Source organism: Actinomadura rugatobispora, assembly GCF_042656285.1.
In the GTDB taxonomy this organism is placed as follows: domain Bacteria; phylum Actinomycetota; class Actinomycetes; order Streptosporangiales; family Streptosporangiaceae; genus Spirillospora; species Spirillospora rugatobispora.
The window spans coordinates 1-13,812 of the sequence record NZ_JBHSON010000167.1; the positions used below are offsets into that span (position 1 = coordinate 1).

General features: G+C 71.6%; 14 protein-coding genes. 3 read left to right on the forward strand and 11 right to left on the reverse strand.

All coding sequences use genetic code 11. The features are described 5' to 3' along the window. Nucleotides 1-337 precede the first annotated feature (337 nt). Both ACFPZN_RS54115 and ACFPZN_RS54120 read left to right on the forward strand, forming a co-directional pair. A complete protein-coding gene (locus ACFPZN_RS54115; RefSeq protein ID WP_378292879.1) occupies nt 338-1,486 on the forward strand; it encodes an NADH-quinone oxidoreductase subunit D in 1,149 nt (382 codons plus the stop codon). Between the two features lie 40 nt (nt 1,487-1,526). Further along, entirely contained in the window at nt 1,527-2,240 is a 714-nt protein-coding gene (locus ACFPZN_RS54120; RefSeq protein WP_378292881.1) for a hypothetical protein, read from the forward strand. Here the strand turns inward: ACFPZN_RS54120 and ACFPZN_RS54125 are convergent. The 11 genes from ACFPZN_RS54125 to dacB all read right to left on the reverse strand — a co-directional run bounded on the left by ACFPZN_RS54125 (nt 2,237) and on the right by dacB (nt 13,051). Beyond that, nucleotides 2,237-2,710 (reverse strand): DUF3180 domain-containing protein, encoded by a 474-nt coding sequence (locus ACFPZN_RS54125; protein ID WP_378292883.1) that lies wholly within the window; start codon nt 2,708-2,710, stop codon nt 2,237-2,239. The genes ACFPZN_RS54120 and ACFPZN_RS54125 overlap by 4 nt on opposite strands. Before the next feature lie 150 nt (nt 2,711-2,860). Beyond that, complete coding sequence (gene folK / locus ACFPZN_RS54130; RefSeq protein WP_378292885.1) at nt 2,861-3,442, reverse strand: 2-amino-4-hydroxy-6-hydroxymethyldihydropteridine diphosphokinase; 582 nt, start codon at nt 3,440-3,442, stop codon at nt 2,861-2,863. Next, nucleotides 3,439-3,825 carry a dihydroneopterin aldolase gene (gene folB / locus ACFPZN_RS54135; protein ID WP_378292887.1) on the reverse strand — a complete coding sequence of 129 codons (387 nt, stop codon included), beginning with the start codon at nt 3,823-3,825 and terminating at the stop codon, nt 3,439-3,441. Before folB ends, folK begins: the two co-directional genes overlap by 4 nt. Beyond that, nucleotides 3,822-4,253, reverse strand: coding sequence for a nuclear transport factor 2 family protein (locus tag ACFPZN_RS54140; RefSeq protein ID WP_378292889.1), 432 nt, complete (start codon nt 4,251-4,253; stop codon nt 3,822-3,824). Before ACFPZN_RS54140 ends, folB begins: the two co-directional genes overlap by 4 nt. Next, entirely contained in the window at nt 4,250-5,209 is a 960-nt protein-coding gene (gene folP, locus ACFPZN_RS54145; RefSeq protein WP_464043786.1) for a dihydropteroate synthase, read from the reverse strand. Before folP ends, ACFPZN_RS54140 begins: the two co-directional genes overlap by 4 nt. A 176-nt stretch (nt 5,210-5,385) precedes the next feature. Continuing rightward, nucleotides 5,386-6,000, reverse strand: a complete 615-nt coding sequence (gene folE, locus ACFPZN_RS54150) for a GTP cyclohydrolase I FolE (RefSeq protein ID WP_378292891.1) — start codon at nt 5,998-6,000, stop codon at nt 5,386-5,388. 5 nt (nt 6,001-6,005) lie between these two features. After that, nucleotides 6,006-8,012, reverse strand: a complete 2,007-nt coding sequence (ftsH, locus tag ACFPZN_RS54155) for an ATP-dependent zinc metalloprotease FtsH (protein ID WP_378292893.1) — start codon at nt 8,010-8,012, stop codon at nt 6,006-6,008. A gap of 519 nt (nt 8,013-8,531) precedes the next feature. Next, the gene (hpt, locus tag ACFPZN_RS54160) at nt 8,532-9,095 is read right to left on the reverse strand and encodes a hypoxanthine phosphoribosyltransferase (protein ID WP_378292895.1); all 564 of its coding nucleotides are present in this window, start codon (nt 9,093-9,095) and stop codon (nt 8,532-8,534) included. A 58-nt stretch (nt 9,096-9,153) separates the two neighbouring features. Next, nucleotides 9,154-10,191, reverse strand: a complete 1,038-nt coding sequence (gene tilS, locus ACFPZN_RS54165) for a tRNA lysidine(34) synthetase TilS (protein ID WP_378292897.1) — start codon at nt 10,189-10,191, stop codon at nt 9,154-9,156. A 211-nt stretch (nt 10,192-10,402) separates the two neighbouring features. Beyond that, entirely contained in the window at nt 10,403-11,512 is a 1,110-nt protein-coding gene (locus tag ACFPZN_RS54170; protein ID WP_378292903.1) for a zinc-dependent metalloprotease, read from the reverse strand. Nucleotides 11,513-11,665: 153 nt separating this feature from the next. Next, complete coding sequence (gene dacB / locus ACFPZN_RS54175; RefSeq protein ID WP_378292899.1) at nt 11,666-13,051, reverse strand: D-alanyl-D-alanine carboxypeptidase/D-alanyl-D-alanine endopeptidase; 1,386 nt, start codon at nt 13,049-13,051, stop codon at nt 11,666-11,668. A 150-nt stretch (nt 13,052-13,201) separates the two neighbouring features. Here dacB and ACFPZN_RS54180 point away from each other — a divergent pair, with 150 nt between their 5' ends. After that, complete coding sequence (locus ACFPZN_RS54180; RefSeq protein ID WP_378292905.1) at nt 13,202-13,693, forward strand: inorganic diphosphatase; 492 nt, start codon at nt 13,202-13,204, stop codon at nt 13,691-13,693. The last annotated feature ends 119 nt before the right edge of the window (nt 13,694-13,812 follow it).

Here is a 13,812-nt window from a genome sequence, read left to right on the forward strand (position 1 = left end):
CGCGGTGGCGCCCGGCGGGGACGGCGGCGGTCCGGGCGGGGGCGGGCCGGGCGGGCCGGGCGGGCCGGGCGCCGCGGGCGGGCCCGGCTGGCCGGGGTGGGGCGGCTGCTGCTCGTGGGCCGAATTCATGTGGCTCCGACGCGTCGCCCGGCGACCACACTCGATGCCGCCGGGCCGCGCACTGCATCTGGGTTCATGGGATGTCTAACCGCGTACCACCACGTACGCCTGTATAGGGATCAGTCACTAAGTTATGCGACCAGTCAACAGGAAACGCCCCGGCTACCGCGAGCCGGAAGCATGACACGATGAGAGACGTGAACCCTGGAGCGCGACCATGACCACGGAGCGGACCGTCGGGGTGGGGGCCGGGGCGAAGGAGCTCGCCACCGAGGACATGGTCCTCAACATCGGCCCGCAGCACCCGTCCACGCACGGTGTGCTCCGGCTGCGTCTGGCGCTGGACGGCGAGCGCATCTCGGCGGCCGAGCCGATCATCGGCTACATGCACCGCGGCGCGGAGAAGCTGTTCGAGGTCCGCGACTTCCGGCAGATCATCGTGCTGGCCAACCGGCACGACTGGCTGTCGGCGTTCTCCAGCGAGCTGGGCGTGGTGCTGGCCGTGGAGCGGATGCTCGGCATGGAGGTCCCGGCGCGGGCCGTATGGGTCCGCACGCTCCTGGCCGAGCTCAACCGGGTGCTCAACCACCTGATGTTCCTGGGCTCCTACCCCCTGGAAGTGGGCGCGATGACGCCGATCTTCTACGCGTTCGGGGAGCGGGAGGCGCTGCAGCGGGTGATGGAGGAGGTCTCCGGCGGCCGCATGCACTACATGTTCAACCGGGTCGGCGGCCTCAAGGAGGAACTGCCCGCCGGCTGGGCCGGCCGGGCCCGCCACGCGGTCGGCGACGTCCGCGCCGGCATGGGCCGCATCGACGACCTGATCATGGGCAACGAGATCTTCCGCGCCCGCACCCGCGGCGTCGGCGTCCTGTCCCGCGAGCAGATCCTCCAGTACGGGGTGTCGGGCCCCGTCGCCCGCGCCTCCGGCGTCGACTTCGACCTGCGCCGCGACGAGCCGTACCTGGCCTACGACGAGCTGGACACCCGCGTCGTGACCCGTACCGAGGGCGACTGCCTGGCCCGCTTCGAGTGCCTGCTCGACCAGGTGCACGCCTCCCTCGACCTGGCGGACGCCTGCCTGGACCGGCTGGCCGACCTGCCCCCGGGACCGATCAACCAGCGGCTGCCGAAGGTGCTGAAGGTCCCCGAGGGGCACACCTACGCCTGGACGGAGAACCCGCTCGGCATCAACGGCTACTACCTGGTGTCGCGCGGCGAGAAGACGCCGTGGCGGCTCAAGCTGCGCTCCGCGTCGTACAACAACGTCCAGGTGCTGTCGGAGCTGCTCCCCGGCAACCTGGTCGCCGACATGATCGCCATCCTGGGCTCGATGTTCTTCGTCGTCGGCGACATCGACAAGTGACCGGCCGAACATCGGGGAGGCCCGCGGCGTCTGAGGGATCATGAGCCCACGGTGCGAACGGTGTGACGGGACGCTGGTCCCGGTGGTGTACGGCATGCCCGTCGACGACGAGCCGTACCGGCGGCACGAGCGCCGCGAGATCTACTTCACCGGCTCGTGCATGGGCGGACCCGAGCCGTGGTGGTGCTGGTCGTGCGAGCGGTTCGCCGACCCCGAACCGCGTCCCCCGCGAACGCTGACCATGGCGGGCTACCAGCTCTCCCTGCTCGACGAGATGCGCCGCACGGTTCCGGAGGCCGTCCTGGAACCGCCGGCGCCCTACGACGATCCGCCGGCCCACCTCCGGGAGGAGGCCGGGCGGTGGAACGCCCTGGAATCGCAGAAGATCGAGGACCTGGCGGCGATCCTGGGCGAACCGGTCAGCGGCGGGCCCTCCCGGCACCGGTTCGCCCTCCCGCTCTGGCCCGGCTTCTGGCTCGAGCACACGACCATGGACACCGAAGTCGGGGGCTACGTCCTCGATCGCCGGTTCGTCCGCAGGTCGGGCGAGCCGCTGCGGTCAACGGACGAGCTGCGCCCCTGGTCCGTCCTGCTGCCCGAGGCCCAGGCGTTCTTCGGCTGGGAGGAGACCCGGATGCCCAACGCGTACTGGCACGCCATACCGTTCCAGCTCGACGGGCGGCGGATGGAGGCGTGGTTCGTCCACGACCTCCTCCAGCACGTCTCGGAGACCGCCGAGGGCGGGACCGCCTAGGCGCGGGAGCGGCCGCGGTCGCGGTCCTCTTCCTCCGGGTCCTTGGGGACGCGGCACGCGTACTCCAGGAAGTACGCCGCCCCCACCAGCACCACCGCGGCCAGGAACGTGCCGAGGCAGACGAAGAAGTCGTCACGGGGCGTCTGCTTGTCGAGCGAGTCGGACAGGCCCAGCGCGAACCCGGCGAACACCCCGCCCAGCACCGCGGCCGCGTGCGCGCTCGCCTTCGCCAGCGCCGCCATCCGCGCCACCACCAGCGGCTCCACCGGCCGCGTCCCGGGCTTGCGGCGGATCCGCCGCAGCACGTTCCAGCCCGTGAACGCCTCGCCGAGCGCCAGCAGCAGCAGCGTCGGCAAGGCCGTCCACGGCAGCGGCGGCAGCGTGACGTACGCGGTCTTCATCACCGCCCAGGTGATCAGTGCGGCCACGACCACCAGGGCGATGAGGAACGCGGGACGCGTCGGCCTCATACCGCCGCCCCCGCCCGGGCGACGCCGCACCCCTCAGACTCGCTCATACCGTGTTCCCCGCTCGCCCGCGGGGCGCTTCGAGGCATCGCCTTCCCTCGCCGCTCGTCCCTCGCTCCTCGACCCGGACGACGCCGCACCCCTCCGGCTCGCTCATGCAGGGGGCTGGAGGCTCAGATCGTCGCGGCGGCGCAGCGGGCCCTCCGCGGCGGTCTTGGCCGCGGCCAGGTCGCCGACCCGGCCGTGCCCGGCCAGCAGCACGTCCGGCTCGATGTCGGCCCACGGCACCAGCACGAACGCCCGCTCGTGCGCCCGCGGGTGCGGCAGCGTCAGATCCGGGTCGTTCATGGTCACGTTCCCGAACACGACGATGTCGATGTCGAGGGTGCGCGGACCCCACCGGACCTCGCGGACCCGCTGCATCGAGGTCTCGATGTTGAGGACGCGCTCCAGCAGGTTCTCCGGAGGCAGCCGGGTGTCGGCCACCAGCACGATGTTGAGGTAGTCGCCCTGTTCGGGGATCTTCTCGCCGGGCGGGGCGAACGGCGCCGTCTCGTACACCGGGGACAGCGCGACGAACGAGAGCCCGGGCGCGTCGAACAGCGCGTCGACGGCCTCCTGGATGTTGTCCAGGCGATCGCCGAGGTTGCTGCCGAGCGAGAACACGACACGGTGGGCGACCAGCATGTGGCCGCCGGTCGCGGTGCGGTCGGGCATGCGATCGGACGCTGTCATGGGCGACTCCTCCTGATCTTCACGGCCACGTCCGTGAAGGGGTGCGGCACCGGGGCACTGGGCTTGTGGACGGTGACCTCGGCCTCCGCCACCGTCGCGTCGTGCAGGCAGACCGCCGCGAGGCGTTCGGCCAAGGTCTCGATGAGGTTGACGGGCTCCCCCTCGACGACGGCGACCAGCCGGCTCGCGAGCGATCCGTAGTCGACGGTACGCGACAGGTCGTCGCCCGCCGCGGCGGGGGCGGTGTCCAGCCCGAGCACCACGTCCACCACGAACTCCTGGCCGAGCTCGCGTTCGGCGGGCAGCACGCCGTGCCGCCCCCGGGCGCGCAGTCCGCGCACTTCTATCCGGTCCAGATGGTCCAGGCTCACTCTGGGGCTCATTCTTCCTCTGCGCCGTTCAGGATGGGGGATCCATGGTGCAGCAAAAGCCGCCATTCCCCGCCGGAACGTACGAACACGTTGCTGGCCACGATGCTTCCCCCGGCGAGGAATCCGGCCTCCGTGCCCTCGTCCGCGGTGAGGATGTTCTCCTTGCACGTCACCACGGCCTGGTCGCCGTACACGTCGGTGCGGACATCGGTGAGCACGAACTGGATGTAGCTGGTGTTGGCCATGATCAGCGCCCAGGAGCGCAGCACCTCCTCCCGGCCCCGCAGCAGCGACCAGCCGGGATGGACGCACGTCACGCCCGCCGCGTACGGGCCGTCGGCCCACACCGCCCCCATCCGGTCGAGATCGCCGGCCTCGAACGCGGCGTAGAACTCGGCGTTGGCCTCTTCGAGCCGGGCCCGGTCAACGGTATTGCTCACCGGCCCGCGCTCCCGCCGCGCCGGGAGGCGGCCCCGGCCCCCGACGACCCACCGGCCTCAGAACGCTCGTGCGACGAAGGGCCGCCGGGGCCTGGGTGGCCCTCGGCGGCGGCGCGGACGGCCGCGGCGACCCGTACCGCGTCGGCGTTGGGCCGCACCCGGTGCACCCGGACGCACCACGCCCCGGCCGCCGCGGCCAGCGCCGTGATCGCGACCGTGGCGTCGTCGCAGTCGGTGAACGCGCGCGGCGTCCCGTCGGGCCCGGCCAGCAGGCGGCCCAGGAAGCGCTTGCGGGACGCTCCGACCAGGACCGGGTAGCCGGTGCCGTTCAGGGCGTCCAGATGGGCGATGAGCGACCAGTTGTGCCCGGCCTCGGGGCTCTTGGCGAAGCCCAGCCCCGGATCCAGGACGATCATGGAGGGGTCGACGCCCCAGGCCAGTATCGCCTCCACCCGGCGCAGCAGCTCCTCGCGGACCTCGCGGACGACGTCGGCGTAGACGGCGCGGGTCTGCATGTCGTGGCTGTGGCCGCGCCAGTGCATGACGACGTACGGCACGCCCGCCGCCGCGACCGCCCGGGGCATGTCGGGATCGGCCAGGCCGCCGCTGACGTCGTTCACCAGCCGGGCCCCCGCCACCACCGCGGCCTCGGCCACCTCGGCGCGCATCGTGTCGACGCTCACCGGGACGCCCGCCTCCGCCAGCGCCTCGATCACCGGGACCACCCGGCGCAGCTCCTCCTCCAGGGACACCCGCTGCGCGCCCGGACGGGTCGACTCCCCGCCCACGTCGATGATGTCGGCGCCCTCGGCCACCAGGTCGAACCCGTGCCGGATCGCCTTGTCGGCGTCGAACCAGGCCCCGCCGTCGGAGAACGAATCGGGCGTCACGTTGACCACGCCCATCACAAGGCACCGCCCCGGCGCGGGCAGGCCCGGAACATCGGCACCGGTCATGCGACCCAGCCTATGCCCTGGCGCCGACCGCGCCACGCCCCGGGCCCGCGCCCTTGATCACACCCGGAACCCTTGCCGCCACGGCCTGCGGGCACGCTCGGAACGCCGGAAAAAGGATGCGTCCGGGCCACCGAAAGCGGCCCGGACGCAACAGGAATGGCGCGGTCCAGAAAGGGTCAGTGCCGGCCCAGGATGAGACCCATCGCCTCGGCCCGGGTCTCGGGATGGTCGCGGAAATCACCCCGGACCGCCGAGGTGACCGTCTTGGCGCCCGGCTTGCGCACCCCGCGCATGGTCATGCACAGGTGCTCGGCCTCCACCACCACGATCACCCCCCGCGGCTCCAGGATGTTCATCACCGCGTCCGCGACCTGGCTGGTCAGCCGCTCCTGCACCTGCGGCCGCCGCGCGTACACGTCGACCAGCCGGGCCAGCTTCGACAGCCCGGTGATCTGCCCCTTCTTGTTGGGCGTGTACCCCACGTGCGCCAGCCCGTGGAACGGCACCAGGTGATGCTCGCAGGTGGAGTAGACCTCGATGTCCTTGACCAGGACCATCTCGTCGTGGTCGGCCTCGAAGACCTTGTTCAGGGCGTCCTCGGGAACCTGCCGCAGACCGGCGAACTGCTCGGCGTAGGCACGGGCCACCCGAGCGGGGGTGTCGCGGAGCCCGTCGCGATCGGGGTCCTCCCCGATCGCGAACAGGATCTCGCGCACCGCCCGCTCGATCCGGGCGTGGTCGAACCCGGGCGGGTCCTCCCTCAGAGGCTCGTCGTCGTACTGGATCGCCAACTCGATCAGCTCTCGCCGTGGGCCGGGTCGCCGGCCCGCTCCGCCGCGGTCGCGCCCTGGCCGTTGTTCTTGGTCAGGTCGGCGACGTCCTGCGGCCCCATCAGTGCCAGCTCCTTGGGCGTCAGCACCGGCGGCCGGTCGGACGGCAGCCGCTTGCCGTAGCCCGTGTAGGAGTTCTGCTGGGGACGCTTGCTGATCGGCGCGAAGATCTCCAGCACCTGGTCCTTGGAAAGGGTCTCCTTCTCCATGAGCTGCAGCACCAGGTCGTCCAGGACCTCGCGGTACTCGACCAGGATCTCCCACGCGGTGTCGTGGGCGCCCTCGATGTAGCGCCGCACCTCGTCGTCGATCGCGGAGGCGATGTCCTCGGAGTAGTCCCGCTCGTGGCCCACGTCACGGCCGAGGAAGACCTCACCCTGACCGGTGCCGAACTTGCGGGCGCCCAGGCGCTCGCTCATCCCGTACTCGGTGACCATGTTGCGGGCGATCGAGGTCGCCTTCTCGATGTCGTTGGCCGCGCCGGTGGTCGGCTCGTGGAACACCAGCTCCTCGGCGGTACGGCCGCCCAGCAGCATCGCCAGCTGGTCGTTCATCTCCGACCGCGTGGTGAGGAACTTGTCCTCCATCGGCAGGGTCATCGTGTACCCGAGAGCCCGCCCGCGCGGCAGGATCGTCACCTTGTGCACGGGGTCGGAGTTCGGCAGCGCGTGCGCCACCAGCGCGTGCCCGCCCTCGTGGTAGGCGATGATCTTCTTTTCCTTCTCGGACATCACCCGGGTCTTGCGCTCCGGACCCGCCATGACCCGGTCGATGGACTCCTCCAGGGTGTCCATGTCGATCAGCTTGCGGTCGAAGCGGGCGGTCAGCAGCGCCGCCTCGTTGATCACGTTGGCCAGGTCGGCGCCGGTGAACCCGGGGGTGCGGCGCGCGATGACGTCCAGGTCGACGTCCGGCGCGAACGGCTTGCCGCGGCCGTGCACCCGCAGGATGCCCTTGCGGCCCTCCAGGTCCGGACGGTCGACGGTGACCTGCCGGTCGAACCGGCCCGGACGCAGCAGCGCCGGGTCGAGGATGTCGGGACGGTTGGTCGCCGCGATCAGGATCACGCCGCCCTTGACGTCGAAGCCGTCCATCTCGACCAGCAGCTGGTTGAGGGTCTGCTCGCGCTCGTCGTGGCCGCCGCCGAGCCCGGCGCCGCGGTGCCGGCCCACGGCGTCGATCTCGTCGATGAAGATGATCGAGGGGGCGTTGGCCTTGGCCTGCTCGAACAGGTCGCGGACGCGGGACGCGCCCACACCGACGAACATCTCGACGAAGTCCGAACCGGAGATCGAGTAGAACGGCACCCCGGCCTCGCCGGCCACGGCGCGGGCCAGCAGCGTCTTACCGGTGCCGGGCGGGCCGTACAGCAGCACGCCCTTGGGGATCTTGGCGCCGATCGACTGGAACTTCGCCGGGTTCTGCAGGAAGTCCTTGATCTCTTCCAGTTCCTCCAGGGCCTCGTCGGCCCCGGCCACGTCGGCGAAGGTGGTCTTCGGCGTGTCCTTGGTGATCAGCTTGGCCTTGGACTTCCCGAAGTTCATCACCCGTGAACCGCCGCCCTGCATCTGGTTCATGATGAACAGGAAGATCAGCACGATGACGACGATGGGAAGCAGGCTGAACAGCAGATTCAGGAAGACGCTCTGCTTGGGCACCTCGACGTTGTAACCGCCGGGCAGCTTGCCGTTGTTCGCCTGCTGCTGGAGCTGGTCCTGGAGCCGGAGGCCCTGGCCGTCCACCCAGGACGCCTGCTGCTGCTTGCCGTTGTTGAGCGTGACCTCGATCCGCTGATCCTTGTCAATGATCTTGGCGGACTTCACCTGCCCACTGGCGATCTCCCGGACCACCGTGGAGGTGTCGGTCTTCTCGTAGGAACGACCGGGGTTGACGCCCCACATGATGAGGGCGACCAAGAGGCCGAACAGCAGGATCCACAGCAGCGGCCCGCGAAAATAGCGCTTCACGTCCATTTATCCGGTTACCCCTTCGGGGCCCGTCCCTCCTGACCTTGCGAGATCGCCCGTCCCCATGGGACGCGCGCCACTGTGAACCGGGTCCTTGCACCGCGGGCTCTGCGCCGGGCGCTCCGGCCACCGCGACGGCCTCCTTCATGGCTACCCGACACGAAGCCCGGATATCGACGGTACACCGGAGTACGACATACCCGCCGACGCCCCTTGCAACGATCCGGTACGTCCCCTTGTTCCCTGCGCGTCACATCAGCGCGCCCGGCCACTTGCCAAACGGCGCCGGAACCCGCTAATGGACATCCGCCGGAGGACATCGGTCCACGGTAGGCGACGTCCCGCCGCGCTGTCAGATCCGGCCGCCCGCGATCCCGTTCCGCGGCGGGGATCCGCCGCCGGGAACGCCCTCCCGGACGGGCGTTCCGCCCAAGGCGTAAGCCGCCCGGCCTGCGGAGGGAGCAGGCGCGGCGGCGGGAGCGAACGTGGTGGGAGCGGATGCCTCCGGCGGTGGCCGCCGCAGGATCAGGAGCCGTCGCCGCCGTACACGTGCGGGGCGAGCGTGCCCACGAACGGCAGGTTCCGGTACCGCTCCGCGTAGTCCAGCCCGTATCCGACGACGAACTCGTTCGGGATGTCGAAACCGAGATAGCGGCACTCGATCTCGGTCCTGACCGCTTCCGGCTTCCGCAGCAGCGCGCAGATCTCCAGCGACGCCGGATTCCGCGACCGCAGATTGCTCACCAGCCACGACAGCGTGAGACCCGAGTCGATGATGTCCTCGACGATCAGGACGTGCCGGTCCAGGATGTCGGTGTCGAGGTCCTTGAGGATCCGGACCACGCCCGAGGACTTGGTGCCCGACCCGTACGAGGACACCGCCATCCAGTCCATCGACGCCGGAGTGTGCAGCTCCCGGGCCAGATCCGCCATGATCATGACGGCGCCCTTGAGCACCCCGACCAGCAGCAGGTCCCGGCCCGCGTAGTCGGCGTCGATCTGCTCGGCCAGCTCGCGCACCTTCGCCCGCAGCCGGTCCTCCGGGATCAGCACCTTCGCCAGGTCGGCGCCCAGGTCCTTCTCGTCCACAAACCCCACCCTCGTAGCCCTCAAGTGACGCGGCCGTCCCCCTGACGGCGGCAGGGCATCAGGACGGGCCGAAGAGCAGCCTGCCATACCGCCGGAACGCGCGAACGCCCCCCGGGAGATCGACGTGCCGCTGCCCGCGCCACGCCGTGACCAGCCGATCCACTTCGTCGACATGGACGGCCGCGAGGCTACCCGGTGGGCTCCCCGACCGGATCGCCGCCATCCTCAGCACCCGCGACCGGACCGCCCGCGGCAGGCCCGCCAACCGCTCCACGTCCAGCCAGAGCCCCTCTTCCGGGCTCTCCGCCTGCTCCGGGGGCGAGAGCGCCTGGGTGAGGCAGCGGGCGGCCATCTCGTCCAGGGCGTCGGCGTCGTCGCGGAGCATCTTCCCGGTACGGGCCAGCGCCTCCGCGATCCCGGGACCGAGAGCCTTCTCCAGCGCGGGCAGCGCCTCATGCCGTACGCGCACACGCGTGTAGGAAGGATCGACATTGTGGGGGTCGTCCCAGGGGACCAACCCCATCGCCTCACAGGCACGCCGGATCGTCGCCCGATCCAGGTCGAGGAAGGGCCGCAGGTAGAGAACCTCCGAACCGTCCTTGGCGGCCCGCCGCACGAACGAGGGCGGCATACCGGCGACGGAACGCGCCCCCGACCCCCTGGCCAACCCCATCAACACCGTCTCGGCCTGGTCGTCACGGGTATGCCCCAACAGCACCGCGGCCGCTTTCAAACGCGCCGCCGCCTCGTCCAGAGCCGCGTACCGCGCCTCACGCGCCGCGTTCTCCGGCCCGCCGTCCTGCCCGACGACCACCGCGACGGACCCCGCCGGGTCAAGGCCGAGATCGGCCAGCGTCCGCACAAGCGACGCGGCACGCTCCTCCGACCCCGTCTGCAGCCCGTGATCGACCGTCACGGCCCCGGCCGGACGCCCCTCCGGCCTGCACCGGGGAGCCTCGAACGCCAGCGCCCCCGCCAGAGCCAGCGAATCCGCGCCACCACTGCACGCCACAACGACCATCGCCCCAGGGGGCACGTCGGCGAGCACCCGCCGAACCGCCACCCGCACAGCCGCGACAGCCGGGTCAGGCCCCAAAGCAACTCCCTGTCTTCTGGGGGGCGACCCCCCAGACCCCCACGGCCGGGCCGCGCACCCCCTCCGGTCGCTGGCGCTCCCTACGGGTGCACCCGGCCCTTGGCAGGGGGCTCCGCCCCCCGCACCCCCCGCTGGGGGGCTTCGCCGCCCCTAGCCCCCCGGATTCCTGGGGGCTTTGCCCCCTTGCCCCCCATTGGTGGGGGGTTGGGGGTCAGGCGCCGTTGGCCTTGGAGGTGTCCAGGGCCCTGGGGCCCACCACTCGGTCGATCCAGAGGTCGGGCTCCTTGATCTCCGCGTGGGTGGGGAGGCTCTCCGGAGACTGCCAGACCTTGTTGAAGTCGTCCATACCGACCTCGCCGACGACCCGGCGGACGAAGCGCGAGCCCTCGGCGTACTGCTTCATCTTCAGGTCGATGCCCAGCAGCCGGCGGATCGTGCGGTCCAGCCTGGAGCCGCCCTCGCGGCGGCCCTGGAAGCGGGAGCGGATCTGCTGCACCGACGGCACGACCTCGGGGCCGACCGCGTCCATCACGTAGTCGCCGTGCCCCTCGACCAGCGTCATCACGGCGGTGAGGCGGTCGAGGATCTCGCGCTGCTCGGGCGACTGGATCGCGTCGATCAGGTTGCCCTCGCCGCCCCGCACGGCGTCGGCGACCGCCTCGGCGGCGTCCCGGATCCGGTCGAGCATCGCGCCCGGGTCGAGGTCGGAGGCCAGCAGGAACTGCGTCATCTGGTCCTGGACGTACTCGCGCAGCCACGGCACCCCGGTGAACTGGGCGCGGTGGGTCTCCTCGTGCAGGCAGACCCACAGGCGGAAGTCGCGGGTGTCGACGCCGAGCTCCTGCTCCACGTGGACGATGTTGGGCGCGACCAGCGTGAGCCGGCCGGTCGGCGCGCGGCCGTCGGGGTCGGGCGGCAGGAACAGCTCGTACTGGCCGAGGACCCGCCCGGCCATGTACGCCAGGATCGCGCCGACCTGCATGCCGGTGACGCGGGATCCGACGGCCTGGACGACCACGCCGCCCGCGCCGCCGCTCAGCAGCCCGGTGCCGCGCCGGTCGGCCATCTGCTCCATGAGCGGTTCGAGGACGACCCGGAAGCCGTCCACGTTGGCCCGGATCCAGCCCGGCCGGTCGACGATCGTCGCCGGCGCCGGATCCTCCTCCGCGCTCATCCCGGTGAACTCTCGAACGTGCCCCTGGGCGAGTCTGGACAGCTCGCGCAGCTGCTCCACGACCTCGCGGGCCTCGTCATGGCCGACCTGCGGTCCGGGGCGCAGGAGCCGGGTGCCGGTCTGGACGGCCACGTGCCAGTCGATCATTGAGGCGCTCATGTACTCCACCGTACGTTCGGGTATCCGGCGCCGGAGCGCCCTGCTCGCTGGTTCAACGAACAACCGTTCTGGTTATCTCCCGTACGGCCGGTGCCACACGTTTTCTCCCATGTTCAGCGCCGGTTCCCCCGCGTTCAGCGATCAGCGGCAGCCGCAGGCGGCGACGGCCGCGGCGAGCAGGTCCAGCCGGCCGGGGTCGACCGGGCCGCGCCCGTCGCCCATCATGAACGCGAACGCGAGCGTGCGGCCGTCGGCGTCGTGGGCCACTCCGGCCAGCGTGCTGACCCCGGCGAGCGTGCCGGTCTTGGCGCGGACGACGCCGGCCCCGGCCTGGCTGCCCGGGAGGGTGTAGCGGGGGGCGTCCAGCGTGCCGGAGAACCCCGCGACGGGCATCCCGGTGATCGCGGCGCGCAGCCGCGGGTGGCCGGGCGCGGCGGCCAGCGACACGACCTGGGCGAGCGCGGCCGGGGTGATCCGGTTGCCGGTGGACAGGCCGCTGCCGTCGTTCACCAGGATCCCGGTGGGCACCCCGAGCCCGGCCAGGACCTGGGCCACGGCCTGCCCGGCGGCGGCGAACGACCCCGGGCGGCCCAGCTTGATCGCGACCTGGCGGGCCATCGCCTCGGCCACGTCGTTGTCGCTGTGGGTCATCAGGTGCTCGACGAGCTCGGCGGCGGACGGGGACCGTACGGCGCCGAGCTGCGCGGCCCCCCGCGGCGCGGTGGTGGAGCGTCCCGGCCGGGCGGTCACGCCCTCGCGGGTCAGCAGGCGCGCGAACGCGGCCGTCGCTGCGGCGGGCGGGTCGGCGACCCGGTCGTCGCGGCCGGGGTCGCCGGGCGCGACGAGCCCGCGGTCCACGGTGAGCGCCGAGACGGGCGCGACCTCGCCGTCGGGCAGGTAGTTGGGCTTCCAGCCGGAGGCGGTGCGGGGCCCGGCGTAGGCGGACGCGTCGTAGTCGACGCGCGCCTCCCGGACGCCCGCGGCCTTGAGCGCGGCGGCCGTCTGCCGGGCCAGGTCGTCCAGCGAGGCGTACGCGGGCCCGGCCCCGGTCCGGGGCGACCGGGCGGTCAGTGTAGGATCCCCGCCGCCGACCAGCACCACCCCGCCGTCACCTCCCCGGACCGTCCGCGTGGTGATGCGGTGCGCGGGGCCGAGCACGGCCAGCGTGGCCACCGAGGTGACGAGCTTGGTGGTCGAGGCCGGCGTCGCGGGCCGGTCCCCGTCCGAGGCGAACAGGGGGCGGCGGGTCGCGGCGTCGGTGACGACCGCCCCGATCGTGGTCCCGGCGTCCGCGAGCAGCGGGGTCAGCCGCCGCGCCAGGACGGCCGGGTCCGGGACGCGGGCGGCCTCGTCGGCGGCCGGGAGCACCGCGCCGGTACGGACCGTGAGGCGCTCGGCCACGGCCGGCGGACGGGGCGCCAGACGCCGTTCGGGTGTGAGTTTCGCCACTGCCACGCCGGCGGAGGCGATGAAACCATTGAGGAGGGACAGCGTGATCAAAGCCAGGACGGTGGCCTGTTTCGGCACGTGACCGACCACCCTCTCCCACTCAGCACTCTCCAACGTGCGACATCCTTGTATAAGGGAACACCCACATCCGGGGCCCTGAGGACGGCCTCGCCCGCGCGGGTTCCGGAAAGACTATTCACTGCGACCGTGCAGGGAGCGGAGGACACCTTGGATTTCGACGTCACCATTGAGATCCCGAAGGGCCAGCGGAACAAGTACGAGGTGGACCACGAGACCGGCCGGATCCGGCTGGACCGCATGCTGTTCACCGCGACCCAGTACCCGGCCGACTACGGGTTCGTCGAGGACACCCTCGGCGAGGACGGCGACCCCCTCGACGCCCTGGTGCTGCTCCAGGAGCCGACGTTCCCCGGCTGCCTCATCCGCTGCCGCGCGGTCGGCATGTTCCGGATGACCGACGAGGCCGGCGGCGACGACAAGGTGCTGTGCGTCCCCGCGACCGACCCCCGCCAGGAGCACCTGCGCGACATCCACCACGTGCCGGAGTTCGACCGGCTGGAGATCCAGCACTTCTTCGAGGTCTACAAGGACCTGGAGCCCGGCAAGTCCGTCGAGGGCGCCAGCTGGGTGGGACGCGTCGAGGCCGAGCTGGAGATCGAGCGTTCCTTCAAGCGCGCCGCCGAGAAGGGCGGCCACTAGACGGTTGATTCCAAGGGGTTTGGGTGCGGTCAGTGATCAAAAGCGGTGAGTGATCGTTTGACCTGTTGGCCGGTGTGGTCGTTGTGCCAGATCGCTGCGGTCAGTGCCAGCACCCGGAC

What these genes read in the sequence shown, in the direction of transcription:
- folK (WP_378292885.1), bottom strand. Translation starts at nt 3,442, where the DNA reads ATGACAGCGTCCGATCGCATGCCCGACCGCACCGCGACCGGCGGCCAC.
- ACFPZN_RS54125 (WP_378292883.1), bottom strand. Translation starts at nt 2,710, where the DNA reads ATGAGGCCGACGCGTCCCGCGTTCCTCATCGCCCTGGTGGTCGTGGCC.
- folP (WP_464043786.1), bottom strand. Translation starts at nt 5,209, where the DNA reads ATGACCGGTGCCGATGTTCCGGGCCTGCCCGCGCCGGGGCGGTGCCTT.
- ACFPZN_RS54120 (WP_378292881.1), top strand. Translation starts at nt 1,527, where the DNA reads ATGAGCCCACGGTGCGAACGGTGTGACGGGACGCTGGTCCCGGTGGTG.
- folB (WP_378292887.1), bottom strand. Translation starts at nt 3,825, where the DNA reads ATGAGCCCCAGAGTGAGCCTGGACCATCTGGACCGGATAGAAGTGCGC.
- ACFPZN_RS54115 (WP_378292879.1), top strand. Translation starts at nt 338, where the DNA reads ATGACCACGGAGCGGACCGTCGGGGTGGGGGCCGGGGCGAAGGAGCTC.
- ACFPZN_RS54170 (WP_378292903.1), bottom strand. Translation starts at nt 11,512, where the DNA reads ATGATCGACTGGCACGTGGCCGTCCAGACCGGCACCCGGCTCCTGCGC.
- ftsH (WP_378292893.1), bottom strand. Translation starts at nt 8,012, where the DNA reads ATGGACGTGAAGCGCTATTTTCGCGGGCCGCTGCTGTGGATCCTGCTG.